The organism is Pseudomonas sp. S2_H01, assembly GCF_054668305.1.
Genome location: NZ_CP162756.1, coordinates 2,964,183 through 2,980,007, shown reverse-complemented (window position 1 = coordinate 2,980,007; position 15,825 = coordinate 2,964,183). Strand labels below are relative to the sequence as shown.

Sequence of the window (15,825 nt, the reverse complement as noted above, 5' to 3'; positions counted from 1 at the left end):
CATTGTACTCCAAGAGTTTGAAACGTGTGTTGGGTGGCGGATGAATGCGGTTTCCCGTGAATACAATCGCGATCCATTGTGGGAGCTGCCGGAGGTGACGACGGTGGCGAAAGCGGTGTGTCAGAACAACCGCATTCGCCACCGTCGTAACCTCCGGCAGCTCCCACAGAGCATCACCCTAAGCAGAATCAATCCACCAACGCTTCTTCCTTCACGCGTTCGGTGTTGGCGGCTGGCTTGGCGTCGACCACCCTCAAATCCTTGGCGAACGTTCCGTCCACTTCACCTTTGAAGAAGTTCTTCCCGTAGATCAGCAAGCACAGCACCACACCGATACCAAACGCCCAGCTCGCGCCTTTGATCGCCAGCACCGCGCCGATCACGCCCGCAATGCCCAGGTCACGCTGGCTGCGCGCTTCGAGGATACCCAGACGCACGCTCACGTAGCCCTGAATCAGCAGGGTCAGCGACAGCGCCACACCGAGAATCGGCTGAACCAGGGTCACGACCGGCAACAGCAGCAACCCGGTGTTGGTGCCCCAGCGGAACGAGCCAACGCCACCGATGATCGACTGCATCGCCTTCGGGCCACCTTTGAAACGCTCGATCACCACGACCAGCATCGCGGCCCACTTCGGGCCGCACATGGCGACGTCCGGGCCGAAGATGCTCATGAACGCGTTACGCGCACCGAAGATCAAGTGAGCACGATCCGGGTTGTAGTCCACGACTTCATCGGTACGTACAGTTTGCGCCTCATCAAGCAGCGACTTCGCACTGAGCACGTCGCCGAAGACGATGATGTACACCGCCAGCATGGTCGGCAGCGCGGAGATAAACATCGACAACGGCGGCATACCCAGTCCGAACACGGTGTAGTGTTCCCACAACCCGGCGAAGTCCGGCTTGCTGATGCCCCATTGAATGGTCGGCCATGGCGCCTCACCGAACAGCGGGGCAATCACGACGGCTAGCAGGATGATCGGCAAGATGCCCAGCTTGGCGAAGTTCCACCAAAAACGGTTGCGCCGCTTCAGCTCATTGAAGTGCTGGGAGAAGATCAGGTAGAACGCGATGCCGACCGCGATGGAAATGGTCCACGGCAGCACGTTGAACTTGCCACCCACCTGGAACACGGCGATCACCGCGCTCAATCCAGCGCCGACGATGATCCCGGACTTGATCGCGGACGGCACGTATTCGACGACCTTCTTCGCCATCCCGGTGGCGCCGAGTGCAATCGAGAACACCCCGAGCATCAGCTGGAACGCAATCAAGGCATGGACACGCTCCGGGCCCATGGGGAATTGCGCGCAGTAAGCCATCAACAGCGGGACAGCCGGGGTGATCCAGCCTGGCACCGTCGGGTCGCCAAGCAGGTGGTGCGTGAGGTAAAGCAACCCGTTCAGCATCACCACCGCCAGTGCAACCTCAAAGGGCATGCCCAGCAGCTCGGTCATCAGCGGGATCGCGGCCAGGTCCACGGCACACATCAGCAGACCTTGCAGGTAGTCCGGCATCTCGAACGTGTAGTGAATGAACGGCAATCGCACCTTGAAAGGACCGAGCGGGATGTACGGGCTTTCGCTCCGCGGTTGGGGAGTGTTGGACATTGTCTGCACCTGTTTTATTGGTCTTGTAATGGCTGACGCCCGAACGGGCCGGGCGTCTTGGCGTTTCGGGATCAGTAGGCTGCGCGGTAGATTTTTTCGATGTCGGCAGCGGTCAACTTGCGCGGGTTGTTGCGCATCAGGCGGTCGATCTTGCTCGCTTCCTCGGCCATCGCAGGAATCGCATCCTCAGGCACGTTGAAGCTGCGCATGCCGGACGGGATGTCCACGGCGGCGCACAGATCAGCCATGGCTTTGACGGCCAGATCGGCGGCGTCCTTGTCGCTCAGCTCGGCGACTCGCACACCCATGGCTTCGGCGATGTCACGGAAGCGCTCGACGCACGCCATCTTGTTCCACGCCATCACGTACGGCAGCAACAAAGCATTGCTGACGCCGTGCGCGATGTTGAAACGGCCGCCCAACGGATACGCCAGCGCATGCACAGCACCCACGCCCGCGTTGCCGAACGCCATGCCCGCCATCAGGCTCGCGGTGGCCATGTCTTCACGGGCCTGCAGGTTGGCCGGGTTGGCGTAGGCCTTGGGCAGCGCCTTGGCGATCAGTTTGATGGCGCCCAGCGCGATGGCATCAGTGATCGGCGACGCGTTGACCGACAGGTACGACTCGACGGCATGCACCAGCGCGTCGACGCCACTGGCCGCTGTCACACTGCGTGGGCAGGTCAGGGTCATGATCGGGCTGACCAGGGCCACGTCAGGCAGCAGGTAGTCGCTGACGATGCCCTTTTTCAGTTGCGCTTCCTTGTCCGAGAAGATCGCCACATTGGTGACCTCCGAGCCGGTGCCAGCAGTGGTGGGAATGGCAATCAGCGCAGGGCCTTTGCGCTTTACCAGATCCACGCCAAACAGCTCGGCGAGCGGGCCTTCGTGACCGGCAAACGCTGCAACCCCTTTGGCGATGTCGATGGCGCTGCCGCCACCCAGACCGATCAAACCGTCGTGGCCGCCGTCGCGATACGCACGGGTGCAGTCTTCGACGATGGAGATTTCAGGCTCAGGTTTGACCTGGTCGAAGATGCCGTAACGACGGCCTCCCAGTTGCGCCAGCGCCAGGTCGACGGTGCCGGATTTCACCAGAACGGCGTCCGTGACGATCAGGGGATTGTTGACGTTGAGGCGGGTCAGTTCAGCGGCAAGCAGCTCGATGGCGGCTTGGCCGGTGATCAGTTTGTTGGCGATTTTGAAGGCGCTGATTTGAGAGGCAGAGAGGCTCATCGTGCTCGTCCTGTGTGCGTTGTTTTATTGGAAGACGTGCAGGATGAGTTAGCGAAAGCTGTGCCAATCCACGCAAAGCCCCACGCCATGGGCCTTTGCGCGAATCACAGGGTGTCAGGAAGGCTTTTGACCGATCAGTCCTGATTAGCTTTCTGATCGATTTCACAGGTCTTGATTGAAATCCTGATCAGAGCGCCGTTAATCAGATCGCTCCCAGCGCTTCATCTTCTGCACCACGGTCGCCTGACTGACACCCAGCGCCTTGGCTGCCAGGCGAGTGGTTTTGTGAACCTGCAACGCGGCACGAATGGCCGAGCGCTCGGCGTTTTCCAGCACCTTGCGCAAGGGCAAGCGGCTGTCGTCGGTGTTCTGCGGGTTGAGGTTGAGGATTTCCTCAGGCAGATCCAGCGCCTCGATGGTGCCGCTCTGATTGGTCACCACCAGGCGCTCGACGATGTTGATCAGCTCGCGAATATTGCCCGGCCAGGCGTATTCGCACATCAGGTCCAGGGCCTCGAGGCTCCACTGCACCTGGCGCTCGTACCGGCTATTAAAGCTTTCGAGGTAGTAATGCAGCAGCGGCGGGATTTCCTCACTGCGTTCGCGCAAGGCCGGAATATTGATCGGCACCACGTTAAGGCGATAGAACAGGTCCGCACGGAAGCGCCCTTCTGCCACCAGCTGTTTGAGGTCGTGATGGGTGGCGCTGATGATGCGTACATCGACCTCTTTCAACTCAAGCCCGCCGACCGGGATAAACCGGTTCTCTTCGATGACCTTGAGCAGCTTCACTTGAACCGGCAACGGCAGGTCGCCGATTTCGTCGAGGAACAACGTGCCGTGGTGCGCCAGCTCCAGAAGACCGCGCTTGCCCTTCGGCCCCGCGCCGGTGAAGGCGCCTGGCGCGTAACCGAACAGCTCGGCCTCGATCAGGTTTTCAGGCAGCGCGCCGCAGTTGAGGGCAAGAAACGGCTCGCTGGCGCGCGGGCTGGCGTTGTGGATGAACTGTGCGACGAGTGTCTTGCCGACGCCGGTTTCACCTTGCAGCAGAACTTTCACTGGGCTGCTGGCGACCTGACGGGCCAGGGCGAAGACCCGACCGGAGACCTCTTGATCGGCCATCAGGGGAGAATGCAGGAGGTTGTCGCGCTGACCGGCATGCAGCTTGGCCGTGCTGTTGCGCAGTTGTTTGAGCTGCTGGAGTTCATCGCGCTCGTGCTTCATGCGCAGCAGTTCGGTCATGTCGCGAACCGTGCTGACCACGTAGGAAATGCGGTGCTCGGCATCGAGAATCGGCGTGGCACTTACCAGCAGTTTCTTGCCCTGACTGAGGCTCTGCATCACCGACACCGGCCGGCCTTCCTGCAGAACCCGCAACGAGGCCGATTGCGAGATGACGCCTTCCTTGACCAGCTCCTGCATGGGTCGGCCTATCAGGTCCGCGCCGCTGAGGCCGGTCAGACGCTCGTAGGCGTGATTGACCTTGAGCGTCTTGCCGTCACCGTCGGTGATGTAGACGCCGTCATGCAAAGCGTTGAGCAGTTCTTCGAAACTGGCGTCGTTGACGTTCACCGAGGGGCTCCGTGCGTGGTTGATCGCAAGAAGCGGAGTTTAAACGGTGAACGACCAATTGATACAAAACCGGAGGGTGGACGGAGCCCTACCTGTAGGAGCGCGCTTGCCCGCGATGCGTTGTGTCAGGCGATACCTTCGTCACAGACGCTACGCGATTCGCGGGCAAGCGCGCTCCTACAGGGGATGGCAGCTCCACTTGCAACTCTATGGCTTACTCCACCGCCGTGCGCAGTTTCTCACTGCGCCCGCGCAGCCATTCCAGGGCGAGCAGCAACACCACCGAAAAACCGATCAGCAGGGTCGCCGCTGCGGCGATGGTCGGGCTGAGGTTTTCACGAATGCCACTGAACATCTGCCGGGGCAGCGTCGCTTGTCCGGGGCCCGCGAGGAACAGGGTCACGACGACTTCATCGAACGAGGTCGCAAAGGCAAACAAGGCACCGGAAATCACGCCCGGCGCAATCAATGGCAAGGTCACGCGACGGAAAGCCGTCAGCGGTGATGCGCCAAGACTGGCGGCCGCGCGCACCAGGTTGTAGTTGAAGCCTTGCAGCGTGGCCGACACGGTGATGATCACGAACGGCACACCCAGCACCGCGTGGACCAGAATCAGTGAGGTGTAGCTGTTACCCAGCCCCAAGGGCGCGAAGAACAGGTAACTGGCAACCCCCACGATGACCACCGGCACGACCATCGGCGAGATGACCAACGCCATCACCAGCGACTTGCCGGGGAAATTGCTGCGGGTCAAACCGATCGCTGCCAACGTTCCGAAGCCCATGGCCAGAACGGTCGCCGCAGGCGCGACGATCAGGCTGTTCTTCAATGAGCGCATCCACTCGGCCGAACCGAAGAAGTCCTGGTACCAGTGCAGCGAAAAACCCTGCAGCGGATACACCAGAAAACTGCCCGAGTTGAACGACAGCGGCACGATGACCAGCACCGGCAACACCAGGAACAACAGAATCAGCCCGCACAGGATGCGCAGTGCGTAGTACCAGACCCGCTCGATGGGCGAGGAATAAGGGCTCAACATTTCAGTCTCCTCAGCTCAGACGCAGGCGGCTGGCACCGACCAGCCAGCTATAGATCAGGTACAGCACGACAGTCGCCAGCAACAGCAAGCCACCCAAGGCCGTGGCCATACCCCAGTTGATGCTGGTGTTGGTATAGAAGGCCACGAAATAGCTGACCATTTGATCGTTGGGGCTGCCGAGCAAGGCCGGGGTGATGTAGTAACCGATGGACAGGATGAACACCAACAGACAGCCTGCGCCGACACCGGCGTAGGTCTGCGGGAAGTACACGCGCCAGAAGCTGGCGAACGGGTTGCACCCAAGGGAAATCGCGGCCCGCATGTACGTGGGCGAGATGCCCTTCATGACGCTGTAAATCGGCAGGATCATGAACGGCAACATGATGTGCACCATCGAGATGTACACGCCGACCCGGTTGAACACCAGTTCCAGCGGCTTATCGATGATGCCCAGCGCCATGAGGGCACCGTTGATCAGACCGCTCGACTGGAGCAAAACGATCCATGCCGCGACGCGCACCAGAATCGAGGTCCAGAACGGCAACAGCACCAGAATCATCAGCAAGTTGCTTTGACGTGCAGGCAGATTCGCCAACAGGTACGCCAACGGATAGGCAAGGAACAGGCAGATCACCGTTATCACCAGACCCATCCAGAAGGTGCGGGCAAAGATATCGATGTAGATCGCTTGATCAGGGGTCGCTGGCGCCACTTCACCGAGGTCATCGATACGGTGATCCACAGCGGCCAACAAATAATAGGGGGTGAAGCTCGACGTGTTGCGACGGATCGCCTGCCAGTACGCGGGATCACCCCAGCGTTCATCGAGGGCTTCCAGCGCTTCTTTATAAGAAGCAGGTTCTTCCTTGAACGGAACGGCACGGGCCGTTTTCGCCAGTAGGCTGCGGTAACCGGCCAGCTCCTGGTTCAGGCGCTTGGACAGGTCGCCCAGTGTCTGATTCTTGCGGGCTTCGGCCAGGTCCTGACTTGCAGCCTTATACACAGACTCGGGCGGCAGGCCTTTGCCGTCCCACTTCGACACTTCAACAACGGTCAGCGGCATGCCGCCAACCACTTCAGGGTTGTTCACGCTTTTGTAGAGCAGCGCCGCAATCGGCACCAAAAACACCAGCAGCAGGAAAATCGCCAATGGCGCGATCAACGCCTGAGCCTTCCAGCGGTTGACGCGCTCGGCACGGGCCAGGCGTTGCTTCAAGGTCGGGCTGGCGCCTTCAGTCAGGGGCACGGCGGTGGCCATAGCGAACTCCGAAATCTTTCAACAAAGGGTGCGTTTTCTCACTCCACGAGAAAGGAAACGCACCCGGATCTAACTCAAATCACGACGCCAAACGGCAACGTCTTTCGCAGGCTTACTTGGCAGCCCAAGAGTTGAAGCGCTGCTCAAGGTTCTCGCCGAAGTCAGCCCAGAATTTCACGTCGATCTGCACCTGATCCTTGATGTTCTCTTCGGTGGTCGGCATGTTTTTCAACGTGTCGGCGCTCAGCAGCTTGACTGCCTCTTTGTTGGCCGGGCCGTAAGCGATGTTCTCGGAGTAGGTCTTCTGCTGTTGAGGCTCAAGGGTGTAAGCGATGAATTTCTTCGCTTCCTCGGCGTTTTTCGCACCTTTGGGAATGGCCCATGCGTCGAAGTCATACACGCCGCCGGTCCAGACCACCTTCAGGTTGCTTTCTTTCTGCACGGCGGCGATGCGACCGTTGTAGGCCGAGCTCATTACGACGTCGCCAGACTGCAGGAACTGAGGCGGCTGGGCGCCTGCTTCCCACCACTGAATGCTTGGCTTGAGCTTGTCGAGCATTTTGAAGGCGCGGTCCTGGCCTTCTTTGGTCGCCAACACTTTGTAGACGTCTTTCGGTGCTACGCCGTCAGCCATCAGGGCGAATTCCAGAGTGTACTTGGCGCCCTTGCGCAGGCCGCGCTTGCCCGGGAATTTCTCGGTGTTCCAGAAATCGGCCCAGCCGGTCGGGGCGGACTTCAGCTTGTCGGCGTTGTACGCCAAAACGGTCGACCAGACGAAAAAGCCTACGCCACAGGTCTGAATCGCACCGGGCACATAGTCTTCTTTCTTGCCCAGAATGGCCGGATCGAGCGTCTCGAACATGTCTTCGTCGCAACCGCGAGACAGCTCTGGCGATTCGACCTCGACCAGATCCCAGCTCACGCTCTTGGTGTCGACCATGGCTTTGACCTTGGCCATCTCACCGTTGTACTCGCCCGCAATGATCTTGCCGCTGCCCTTTTTTTCCCAAGGCGCGTAGAAGGCTTTTTCCTGCGCAGCCTTGTTCGCGCCACCGAAGGAAATGACTGTCAGGTCGGCGGCCATGGCTTGCGCCGCGCACATCATGCCGACCGATAGAGCGGTGAGCTTCAATGTCTTGAGCATTTGTTTTTCTCTCCACGAGCAATGTTGGTTAAGCAATGGGGGGCGATTCGGTCGCCTCTGGGTGCTTCTGTTTGCGACGACAGCGGATGAATCAATGCGCTTCCTGCAAAGGGTCCAACGCGCGAGCGTGTTCGACCTGCCATCCAATGGGCACAACGTCGCCAACGCTCAATGCCGGATCCAGCTCGGCGATGGGCTGTTTGACGAAGAAATCGGTTTTTCCAGCGACTTCCAGACGCACACGCACGTGGTCGCCCAGATAGATGAATTCAGCCACTCGGCCGGAGAAACGGTTAACGCAGCTTTCGCTCCGACCGTTGAGGTTCACACGCTCAGGACGAATCGACAGGGTGACGGAGTCGCCCGGCGCGCCCACGTTGACCGCCAGCGCCTCGACCTTCTCACCCCGGCCCAGGGTGACGACGCAACGGTCGCCGGTCTGGCTGAGCAGGGTGCCGTTGATGCGGTTGTTCTCGCCGATGAAGTTGGCGACGAAGGTGTTTTTCGGCTCTTCGTACAGCGTGCGCGGCGGCGCGATCTGCTGGATTTCACCTTGGTGAAAGACGGCCACGCGGTCGGACATGGTCAGCGCCTCGCCCTGGTCGTGGGTCACGTAAACAACCGTCACGCCCAGACGCTGGTGCAGGTGCTTGATCTCCATCTGCATGTGTTCACGCAATTGCTTGTCGAGTGCGCCGAGGGGTTCGTCCATCAGCACCAGTTGCGGTTCGAACACCAGCGCGCGGGCCAGTGCGACACGCTGTTGCTGACCACCGGACAATTGCGCCGGATAGCGATGGGAGAACGTCCCGAGTTGCACCATGTCGAGGGCACGTTTGACCTTCTCGGCAACGTCGGTCTTGCTCATGCCGCGCACCGACAGCGGGAACGCCAGGTTCTCGGCGACCGTCATGTGCGGGAACAGCGCGTAGTTCTGGAACACCATGCCGATGTCGCGCTTGTGGGGTGGCACGTTGTTGATCGAGCGGCCGGCCAGCAGGATCTCGCCCGCCGTCGGTGTTTCGAACCCGGCGAGCATCATCAGGCTGGTAGTCTTGCCGGAGCCCGAAGGCCCGAGCAGGGTGAGGAACTCGCCCTTGCGGATGTCCAGGTTGAGGTCTTTAACGATCAGGGCTTCGCCGTCGTAGCTCTTTTGCACACCACGAAAGCTGACCAGAACATCACTTGCCCCAGCGCTTGAATCGACGTTGCTCATTACCCACACCTTTGTTTAATCAACCGTGGGAACAAGCCTAGATTAGCCCGCAGACCGCGCAAATCGGGGCGTAGGAGAGATTGGCCTAGGCGCCTTGGAAGGTTCTCTGTAGGAATTGCCCTACACGGATGGCGGGAATAGGCATGCAGTCAGGCAGACGAATTTCGCACGTGGAAACCCGTTCGCGGGCAAGCGCGCTCCTACAGGGGATCGCAGTCTTTCTGTGGGAGCGAGCTTGCTCGCGAAGGGGTCATTACAGGCGATGAAAACCGTCGTTTTCAGACACGTGATCAGACCAGCTTGTGCTCCATCGCATACTTCACCAGCTCCGCCAGCGAGGTAATGTTGAGCTTCTGCATCAGGCGCGCCTTGTGGGTGCTGATGGTCTTGCTGCTGAGCGCCAGTTGCTGGGCGATGTCGTTGACATTGGCGCCTTGGGCCAGGCGCTCGAACACCGAGAACTCGCGCTCGGACAGCAGCGAATGCAACGGCCGGCTATCCGTCAGCCCAACCTCGAACACCATGCGATCGGCCAGGTCCGGATCGATGTAACGACCACCCGCCGCCACCCGCCGGATCGCGGTCAGCAGCAACGCCGGATCACTGTCCTTGGTGGCGTACCCGGCAGCACCCACCTTCAGGGCGCGAGCCGCCATCTGCGCCTCGTCGTGCATCGAGAGCACCAGAATGGCAGGAGGGTTGTTCAGTGCGCGGATTCGCGGGATGGCTTCCAGACCGTTCACGCCGGGCATGGAGATGTCGAGCAGCACCACTTCGCACTCGATATGACGCAGGCCTTCCAGCAACTGTTCACCATTACTGGCCTCCCCCACCACTTGCAGGTCTTTGGCCAGGCCGATCAACTGCTTGATGCCTTCACGAACGATGGTGTGGTCTTCGGCGACCAATACACGAATCACTGCACTTGCTCCTGCGCGACCTGTTCCAGCGGAATGTAGATGCGCAAGGTTGTGCCTTCTCCCAGCGTGCTGTCCAGATGCAATCGTCCGCCCATGATCAATACGCGCTCGCGCATGCCCACCAGCCCGAACGACGCCGGACGCTCTGCCCGTTGATCGAAGCCTTTGCCGTCGTCGGCCACGCTCATGCACAGCACGCCGTTGTTCAGGCTCAGGTTCAGCTCGACGGTGTGCGCCTCGGCATGACGCATGACGTTGGTCAGCGACTCTTGGAGGATGCGAAACAGACCAATGGCCGTCGCGTCCGGCAACGCGGGCAGGTTGTCGGGCACCTGGACAAGACACGGAATCTGGGTGCGCGCTTCAAAACGCCGGGCTTGCCACTCGATCGCCGAGGCGATGCCGGCATCGAGAATCGGCGGACGCAGCGCGGTGGCGACGTCACGCACCAGCTGAAACAACTGGGCGATCAAGCGCTTCATGCTGTTCAGGCGGTCCCGCAACCCTGGATCGAGTTCGGCATAGGCCAGTTCGCACATGGACGTTTCCAGTTTGAGCACGGTCAACATCTGACCCAGTTCGTCGTGAACCTCACGGGCGATGCGCGCCTTTTCCTCTTCACGAACGGTTTCCAGGTGCGCCGACAACTCCCGCAGCTGCTCGGCCAGAACCTGCAAGCGGGCTTCGCTTTCCTGCAACGCGGCCAGCGAGCGACGGCGCTCGGTCACGTCGGTGATGAACACCACCAAGTATTCAGCCTCGCGAAAGCGCAAAAAGCTGAGCGAAACGTCCGCGGGCAGGATGCTGCCGTCCGCGCGAACACAATTACTTTCGAAGCTCTGCGGGGCCTCATCACTGGAGCGTGCGTTCTTCCACAGGTTAAGCCAGCGATCCATGTTCAGTCCGGGCTCGAAATCGATCAAAGGACGATCGACCACCCCGCCCGGCGCATACCCCAGCATGCTTTCCGCCGCGCGATTGGCGTAACGCACGTGGCTGTCCCAGTTGACCCAAAGAATGCCGACTGTGCTCTGGTCGATGGAGAATTGCGCCAGACGCAGGGACTCCTCACCCGCTTGACGCTTGGAAATGTCCTCACGCGCCGCCAACAACTCTCGCTCCAGCACCTGCTGTTGCTTGCGTTGCCAGAGCACAATGGCGGCGCTTGCCAACACCAGTACCATCAACAGCAGCGTAAGATTTTTCCACAGGCCCGCAGATTCACTGACGTGCGGGTACTTGGGCTGCAACCACTGGGCATGCAACTGGTCGAGGTCTTTGGGTGCGATCACGCTCAGCGCACGACTGATGATCTCGGCAAGCTCGGGCATGTCGCGCCGGGAGGCGACGCGCAACAACTGCGGAAAGCCGATATCGCCGACCACGGCCAGACCCGCGAACTCGCTTTCCCGGGACAACCGACTGAGTTGTGCCTCGTCAACGACCGCGTACCGTGCCTGTTGGCTCAACAGTAGTTGCAACGCCTGGCGCTCCATCGGCACGCCCTGCAGATTGAGGTGGGTATAGTTGGAGCGCAGGTAGTCGGCCGTCGTGCTGGGCATGCGCACGGCGACGCGCACCTGGCTGTCCAGTTTCTCCAGATCGACGACACCCGACCCGTCGCGCTCACCGACCACCAGTTGCGGCACGCGCATGTACGGGTCGGAGTACAGCCAGAGGCGAAGCCCTGCCGGGGTTTGCGTCAGGCCGGGCGCAAAGTCGATCTCGCCATCGGCGAGGGCTTTTTCAAGCTCCGCCTGATCCGAAAAATTGCGCCATAGCAACTCGACCTGCAGGGTCTTGGCCATCAGGTTGACCAGGTCGACGTTGGCGCCGGACAGCACCTGCGCCCGTCGATCAAATTGCGCATAAGGTGCCTGCAATACCAACCCGACCCGCAATTGAGCACGTTGATTGAGCCAGGCCCTTTGCGCACCGCTGAGCGGGTCGGGCGGCGCAGTGGGCACACCCGCCTGCGCCAGTGAAGAGAGGACGGTCAGCACCAGAAATATCAAGAGCGCTCTCGGACAGCCGATAACCCGAAGGCACAGCACGTGGATTCTCAACCCGTCATCTCCACTTCCCTGAATCCTCGTTCAAACATGTGGTGTGCCTGGCTCCCGACGCAATCGCCGATACCGGCCTGACAAACCGTCATCAACCCATTAGGCTGCCGGAACTGTTTCTGGCTTTTGGAATATCCGATGTCCTACACCATTCGCGCAATGTTTCCCGCGATTTGCCTGACGCTGATACTACCTTGCTCGCAGATCGCGATGGCGGCAGACCCTGCACCGGCCAAAGACGCCAAGCCTGCCGAAACGCCCGTCGAGCGCGCAGCCCTGCCCTCTCGCAGCCAGGAAGATGCGCTGGCGCTTGAACGTTCGGTGCCCCAAGCCGAACAACAGCAGCTGCAGGCTGGCGACGACAGTTTCCTGGCCCTGTGGAAGCCCGCCAACATTGATGAACCGAAGGGCGCAGTGGTGATCGTGCCCGGCGCGGATGAATCACCCGACTGGCCCAATACCGTCGGGCCGTTGCGTCGCAAGCTCCCCGACGTGGGTTGGTCAAGTTTGAGCCTGAGCATGCCGGACGCCTACAACGACGTTTTCGCACGAGCCGCCGATCCGGCCCCTGCGGGCGACAAAGCGCCTGCCGACAAGGACAAGCCCAAGGACGCTCAAGCCAAGACGCCCGATCCGGCCGCCAGCGCTGAAGCCGATGCGGCCGCTGCCGCCGAGCAAGCGGCAGCACAAGCGGAACTGGCCAAGGCTAACGCGGAAAAAATCTTTGCCCGTATCGACAGTGCCGTGGCGTTCGCTCAACAGAACAAAGCGCGCACCGTCGTATTGCTGGGCCATGGCACAGGCGCCTACTGGGCCGCGCGGTACATGAGCGAGCACGCTTCGCCTGCCGTTCAGAAACTGGTGATGGTGACGGCGGTGGATACCGGAAAGGACACGCCGACGTTGCTGGAGCTGCTACCGACCCTGAAAGTCGCGACAGCGGACTTCGTCACCAAGGAGCGAACCGTTGCGCGGCAGCAGGCACAGGACCGTCTGGATGCGAGTAAACGTGTGAAGAATGCACGCTTCACTCAAGTGGCGCTGAGCACGATTGCGGGTAATCCGGCGATGGAGCAGGATCAACTGTTCCGTCGGGTTCGCGGGTGGCTGGAGAGTCAGTAAGGTCGACTCACCTTGTAGGAGCACGCTTGGCCGCGGTTGCGATCTGCCCGCCAATGATGAAGCGTCTGACCCTGCACAATCGCGGGCAAGCGCGCGCCTACAGGTGACATACAACCCTGGAAGTCACCGAAACCCCCGCCGATCACGAATGACGGCATAGGCGTTGTGCAACTCCCGAGTCCTTTCCGTCGCATCACGCACCTGAAGTTGATTGGCACCTGAGCCCGCGACCTTGTCCGGGTGGTGGCGACTCAATAAACGCCGGTACGCACGCTTGATCTGCGCGGGCTCCGAATCAGACCTCACGCCCAGCAGTCGTAGCGCTTCCTGATACTCCCCTCCGCTGCTGGCGGGCGCACGAGCCCTTTGCTCATCCTCACCGGATGACAGCCCCTCGACCTTGTCCGCGGGCCAGCCCAGCCATTTGCCCCACAGCACGATCAATTCACGCTCTACGCGCGTGGCTCTGCCGTCTGCCCAGGCCATTCGCCAGCACGCGCGTAATAACCCTTCGGCCGCGTTCGGTTGTGGTTTTAGTCGCGTCAGGTGCACACGCAGGTTGTCGCGCCCGTCCTTGCCGCGATTGAACGCCGCAATCGCCCGCCGCTTCGCGGGATCGCTCATGTCCAGTCGCTGCATCTCAATGCGCGCCTGCTGAATATGGCCGTCAACGACCCGACCCTCGCTTTTGGCCAACCGCCCCAGCAGGATGAAAATCAACTCGTCGTCGCGAGGAACGCTGCGTCCGCTGACACGCTCGCGCAGTTCGGCCAGGCTCTGCACGTGCAGACGCCGGTCCAGCGCCTGCCCCAACAGAGCCCCCAGCATGGCGCCGGGAATGCTCGCGATCGCATACCCGACGCCACCGCCGATCACTGTGAATGGCCACAGCATTTAGGGTTTCACCGCAAGAATCTGTTCGACTTCCGCCAACCGTTCATGGGTCCCGACATCCACCCAGCGTCCGGTGAAATGCTCTCCGGTCACCTGCCCCTTGCCCATCGCATCGCGCAACAACGGCGCGAGCTTGAACGCACCCGCGCTGCACCCGGCAAACAGCTGTGGGTGCAACACCGCAATGCCGCTGTAGGTCAGGCGCGACAGGCTGGCTTCATCTCGAACCTCTCCCCCCACAAGCGCAAAGTCGCCGGTCGGGTGATGCAGCGGGTTGTCCACCAGCACCAGATGCGCAAGCCCTTTGATCGGTGCCCTAAGCGGCGCGAAATCGCAATCGGTCCAGATGTCGCCGTTAACAACCAGAAAAGGTTCGTCACCCAATAACGGCAGCGCGCGAAAAATACCGCCGCCTGTTTCAAGCGGCTCACCTTCAGGGGAATAGGCGATGTTCAACCCCAGGCGCTGACCGTCGCCCAGATAATCCTCGATCTGCTGACCGAGCCAGGCGTGGTTGATCACCACATCGGTGAAGCCTGCGCGCTTGAGCGCGCGCAGGTGATATTCGATCAACGGGACGCCACCGGCACGCACCAGCGGCTTGGGCGTGTGCAGGGTCAGCGGGCGCAAGCGCTCGCCTTTGCCTGCGGCGAGAATCATCGCTTTCATGCGTCCCTCTTCCAGACAGTCTTCACATCCATTCCTTAAAACGATGGCTTATTGTTTTGGCTGACCAAGACTGGTCAGCAGGTTGCTCAACTCAACCAGTTCAGGTCGGCGCGCCAGCACGTCTTCTATATAAGAGAAGAAGCGTGGCACGTCGGCAACGTAACGAGGTTTGCCATCACGATGGCAAATGCGAGCAAAAATACCGATCACCTTCAAATGCCGCTGTACGCCCATCAAATCACTGGCACGGCAAAATTCGTCGAAATCATCCTGCACGGGGATACCCACGGCACCCGCTTTGTCCCAATACAGCTTGAGCCAGCGCGCGACACGCTCCTGCGGCCAGCTCAGAAAGGCGTCTTTGAACAGGCAGGTGATGTCATAGGTCACCGGGCCGTACACCGCGTCCTGAAAGTCCAGCACGCCAGGGTTCGGCTCGCTGAGCATCAAGTTGCGCGGCATGTAGTCCCGGTGCACCAGCACCTTCGGCTGCGCCAGCGCGCTGTCGATCAACAGTTCACTGACCCGTTGCCAACTGGCCTGTTGCGTTGCATCGAACTCGATACCCAAATGACGCTTCACGTACCACTCGGGAAAAAGCTCAAGCTCACGGCGTAACAGCGCCACGTCGTAACTGGGCAGTGGTGCTTCCATTGGCAACTGCTGAAATGCCAGCAGCGCGTCGATGGCATCGGCGAACAATTGATCGGCATTTTGTGCATCGATGACGTCGAGGTAGGTTTTTCGGCCCAGATCGTTCAGCAGCAGAAAGCCCTGATTCAGGTCTTCGGCATAAATTTTCGGAACATTAATTCCTGATTTGCTCAATAAATGAGCGATATCAACGAAGGGTTTGCAGTTTTCCTGAGGCGGAGGAGCGTCCATCACGATAAAAGTGCGGCCCTCACCCTCCCAACGGAAATAGCGTCGGAAACTGGCGTCACTGCTGGCCGCAGTCAACGTGGCTGGGGGTATGGCGCCCCAACCTTGAGCCAAAAACAACTTCGGCAGCTGCTCATCGAGCCAATCTTTCAGGTGTTGCAGGCGTACATCTTGATCTGGCATTGCAAGGGTCTC

Annotated in this window: 13 protein-coding genes; 1 reads left to right on the top strand and 12 read right to left on the bottom strand. The window is 60.4% G+C overall.

What is annotated here, in order from left to right; all coding sequences use genetic code 11:
• Positions 1–188: 188 nt before the first annotated feature.
• The 9 genes from AB4N84_RS13245 to AB4N84_RS13205 all read right to left on the bottom strand — a co-directional run bounded on the left by AB4N84_RS13245 (position 189) and on the right by AB4N84_RS13205 (position 12,063).
• Positions 189–1,613 (bottom strand): hypothetical protein, encoded by a 1,425-nt coding sequence (locus AB4N84_RS13245; protein ID WP_074752208.1) that lies wholly within the window; start codon positions 1,611–1,613, stop codon positions 189–191.
• Between the two features lie 71 nt (positions 1,614–1,684).
• Positions 1,685–2,848, bottom strand: a complete 1,164-nt coding sequence (locus AB4N84_RS13240) for an iron-containing alcohol dehydrogenase (protein WP_460046685.1) — start codon at positions 2,846–2,848, stop codon at positions 1,685–1,687.
• Between the two features lie 198 nt (positions 2,849–3,046).
• On the bottom strand, positions 3,047–4,420 hold the full coding sequence (locus AB4N84_RS13235; protein WP_460046683.1) for a sigma-54 interaction domain-containing protein: 1,374 nt from the start codon (positions 4,418–4,420) through the stop codon (positions 3,047–3,049).
• Between the two features lie 214 nt (positions 4,421–4,634).
• Positions 4,635–5,459, bottom strand: coding sequence for an ABC transporter permease (locus tag AB4N84_RS13230; RefSeq protein WP_460046681.1), 825 nt, complete (start codon positions 5,457–5,459; stop codon positions 4,635–4,637).
• A gap of 10 nt (positions 5,460–5,469) precedes the next feature.
• Entirely contained in the window at positions 5,470–6,717 is a 1,248-nt protein-coding gene (locus tag AB4N84_RS13225) for an ABC transporter permease (protein ID WP_460046679.1), read from the bottom strand.
• 112 nt (positions 6,718–6,829) lie between these two features.
• On the bottom strand, positions 6,830–7,861 hold the full coding sequence (locus AB4N84_RS13220) for an ABC transporter substrate-binding protein (protein ID WP_460046678.1): 1,032 nt from the start codon (positions 7,859–7,861) through the stop codon (positions 6,830–6,832).
• A gap of 91 nt (positions 7,862–7,952) precedes the next feature.
• Positions 7,953–9,077 (bottom strand): ABC transporter ATP-binding protein, encoded by a 1,125-nt coding sequence (locus AB4N84_RS13215; protein WP_074752214.1) that lies wholly within the window; start codon positions 9,075–9,077, stop codon positions 7,953–7,955.
• A 290-nt stretch (positions 9,078–9,367) separates the two neighbouring features.
• A complete protein-coding gene (locus AB4N84_RS13210) occupies positions 9,368–9,997 on the bottom strand; it encodes a response regulator (RefSeq protein WP_074752215.1) in 630 nt (209 codons plus the stop codon).
• A complete protein-coding gene (locus tag AB4N84_RS13205) occupies positions 9,994–12,063 on the bottom strand; it encodes a PAS domain-containing sensor histidine kinase (protein WP_460046676.1) in 2,070 nt (689 codons plus the stop codon). The genes AB4N84_RS13210 and AB4N84_RS13205 overlap by 4 nt, the downstream gene beginning before the upstream one ends.
• Before the next feature lie 138 nt (positions 12,064–12,201).
• Here AB4N84_RS13205 and AB4N84_RS13200 point away from each other — a divergent pair, with 138 nt between their 5' ends.
• A complete protein-coding gene (locus tag AB4N84_RS13200) occupies positions 12,202–13,185 on the top strand; it encodes an alpha/beta hydrolase family protein (RefSeq protein ID WP_460046674.1) in 984 nt (327 codons plus the stop codon).
• A 123-nt stretch (positions 13,186–13,308) separates the two neighbouring features.
• Here AB4N84_RS13200 and AB4N84_RS13195 read toward each other — a convergent pair whose 3' ends face one another.
• From AB4N84_RS13195 to AB4N84_RS13185, 3 genes are read right to left on the bottom strand one after another with little or no spacing between them, the layout of a single operon-like run.
• Complete coding sequence (locus AB4N84_RS13195) at positions 13,309–14,079, bottom strand: DnaJ domain-containing protein (RefSeq protein WP_460046672.1); 771 nt, start codon at positions 14,077–14,079, stop codon at positions 13,309–13,311.
• Positions 14,080–14,748 carry an N-acetylmuramate alpha-1-phosphate uridylyltransferase MurU gene (gene murU / locus AB4N84_RS13190; protein ID WP_460046671.1) on the bottom strand — a complete coding sequence of 223 codons (669 nt, stop codon included), beginning with the start codon at positions 14,746–14,748 and terminating at the stop codon, positions 14,080–14,082.
• Between the two features lie 48 nt (positions 14,749–14,796).
• A complete protein-coding gene (locus AB4N84_RS13185) occupies positions 14,797–15,813 on the bottom strand; it encodes an aminoglycoside phosphotransferase family protein (protein WP_460046669.1) in 1,017 nt (338 codons plus the stop codon).
• Positions 15,814–15,825: the final 12 nt, after the last annotated feature.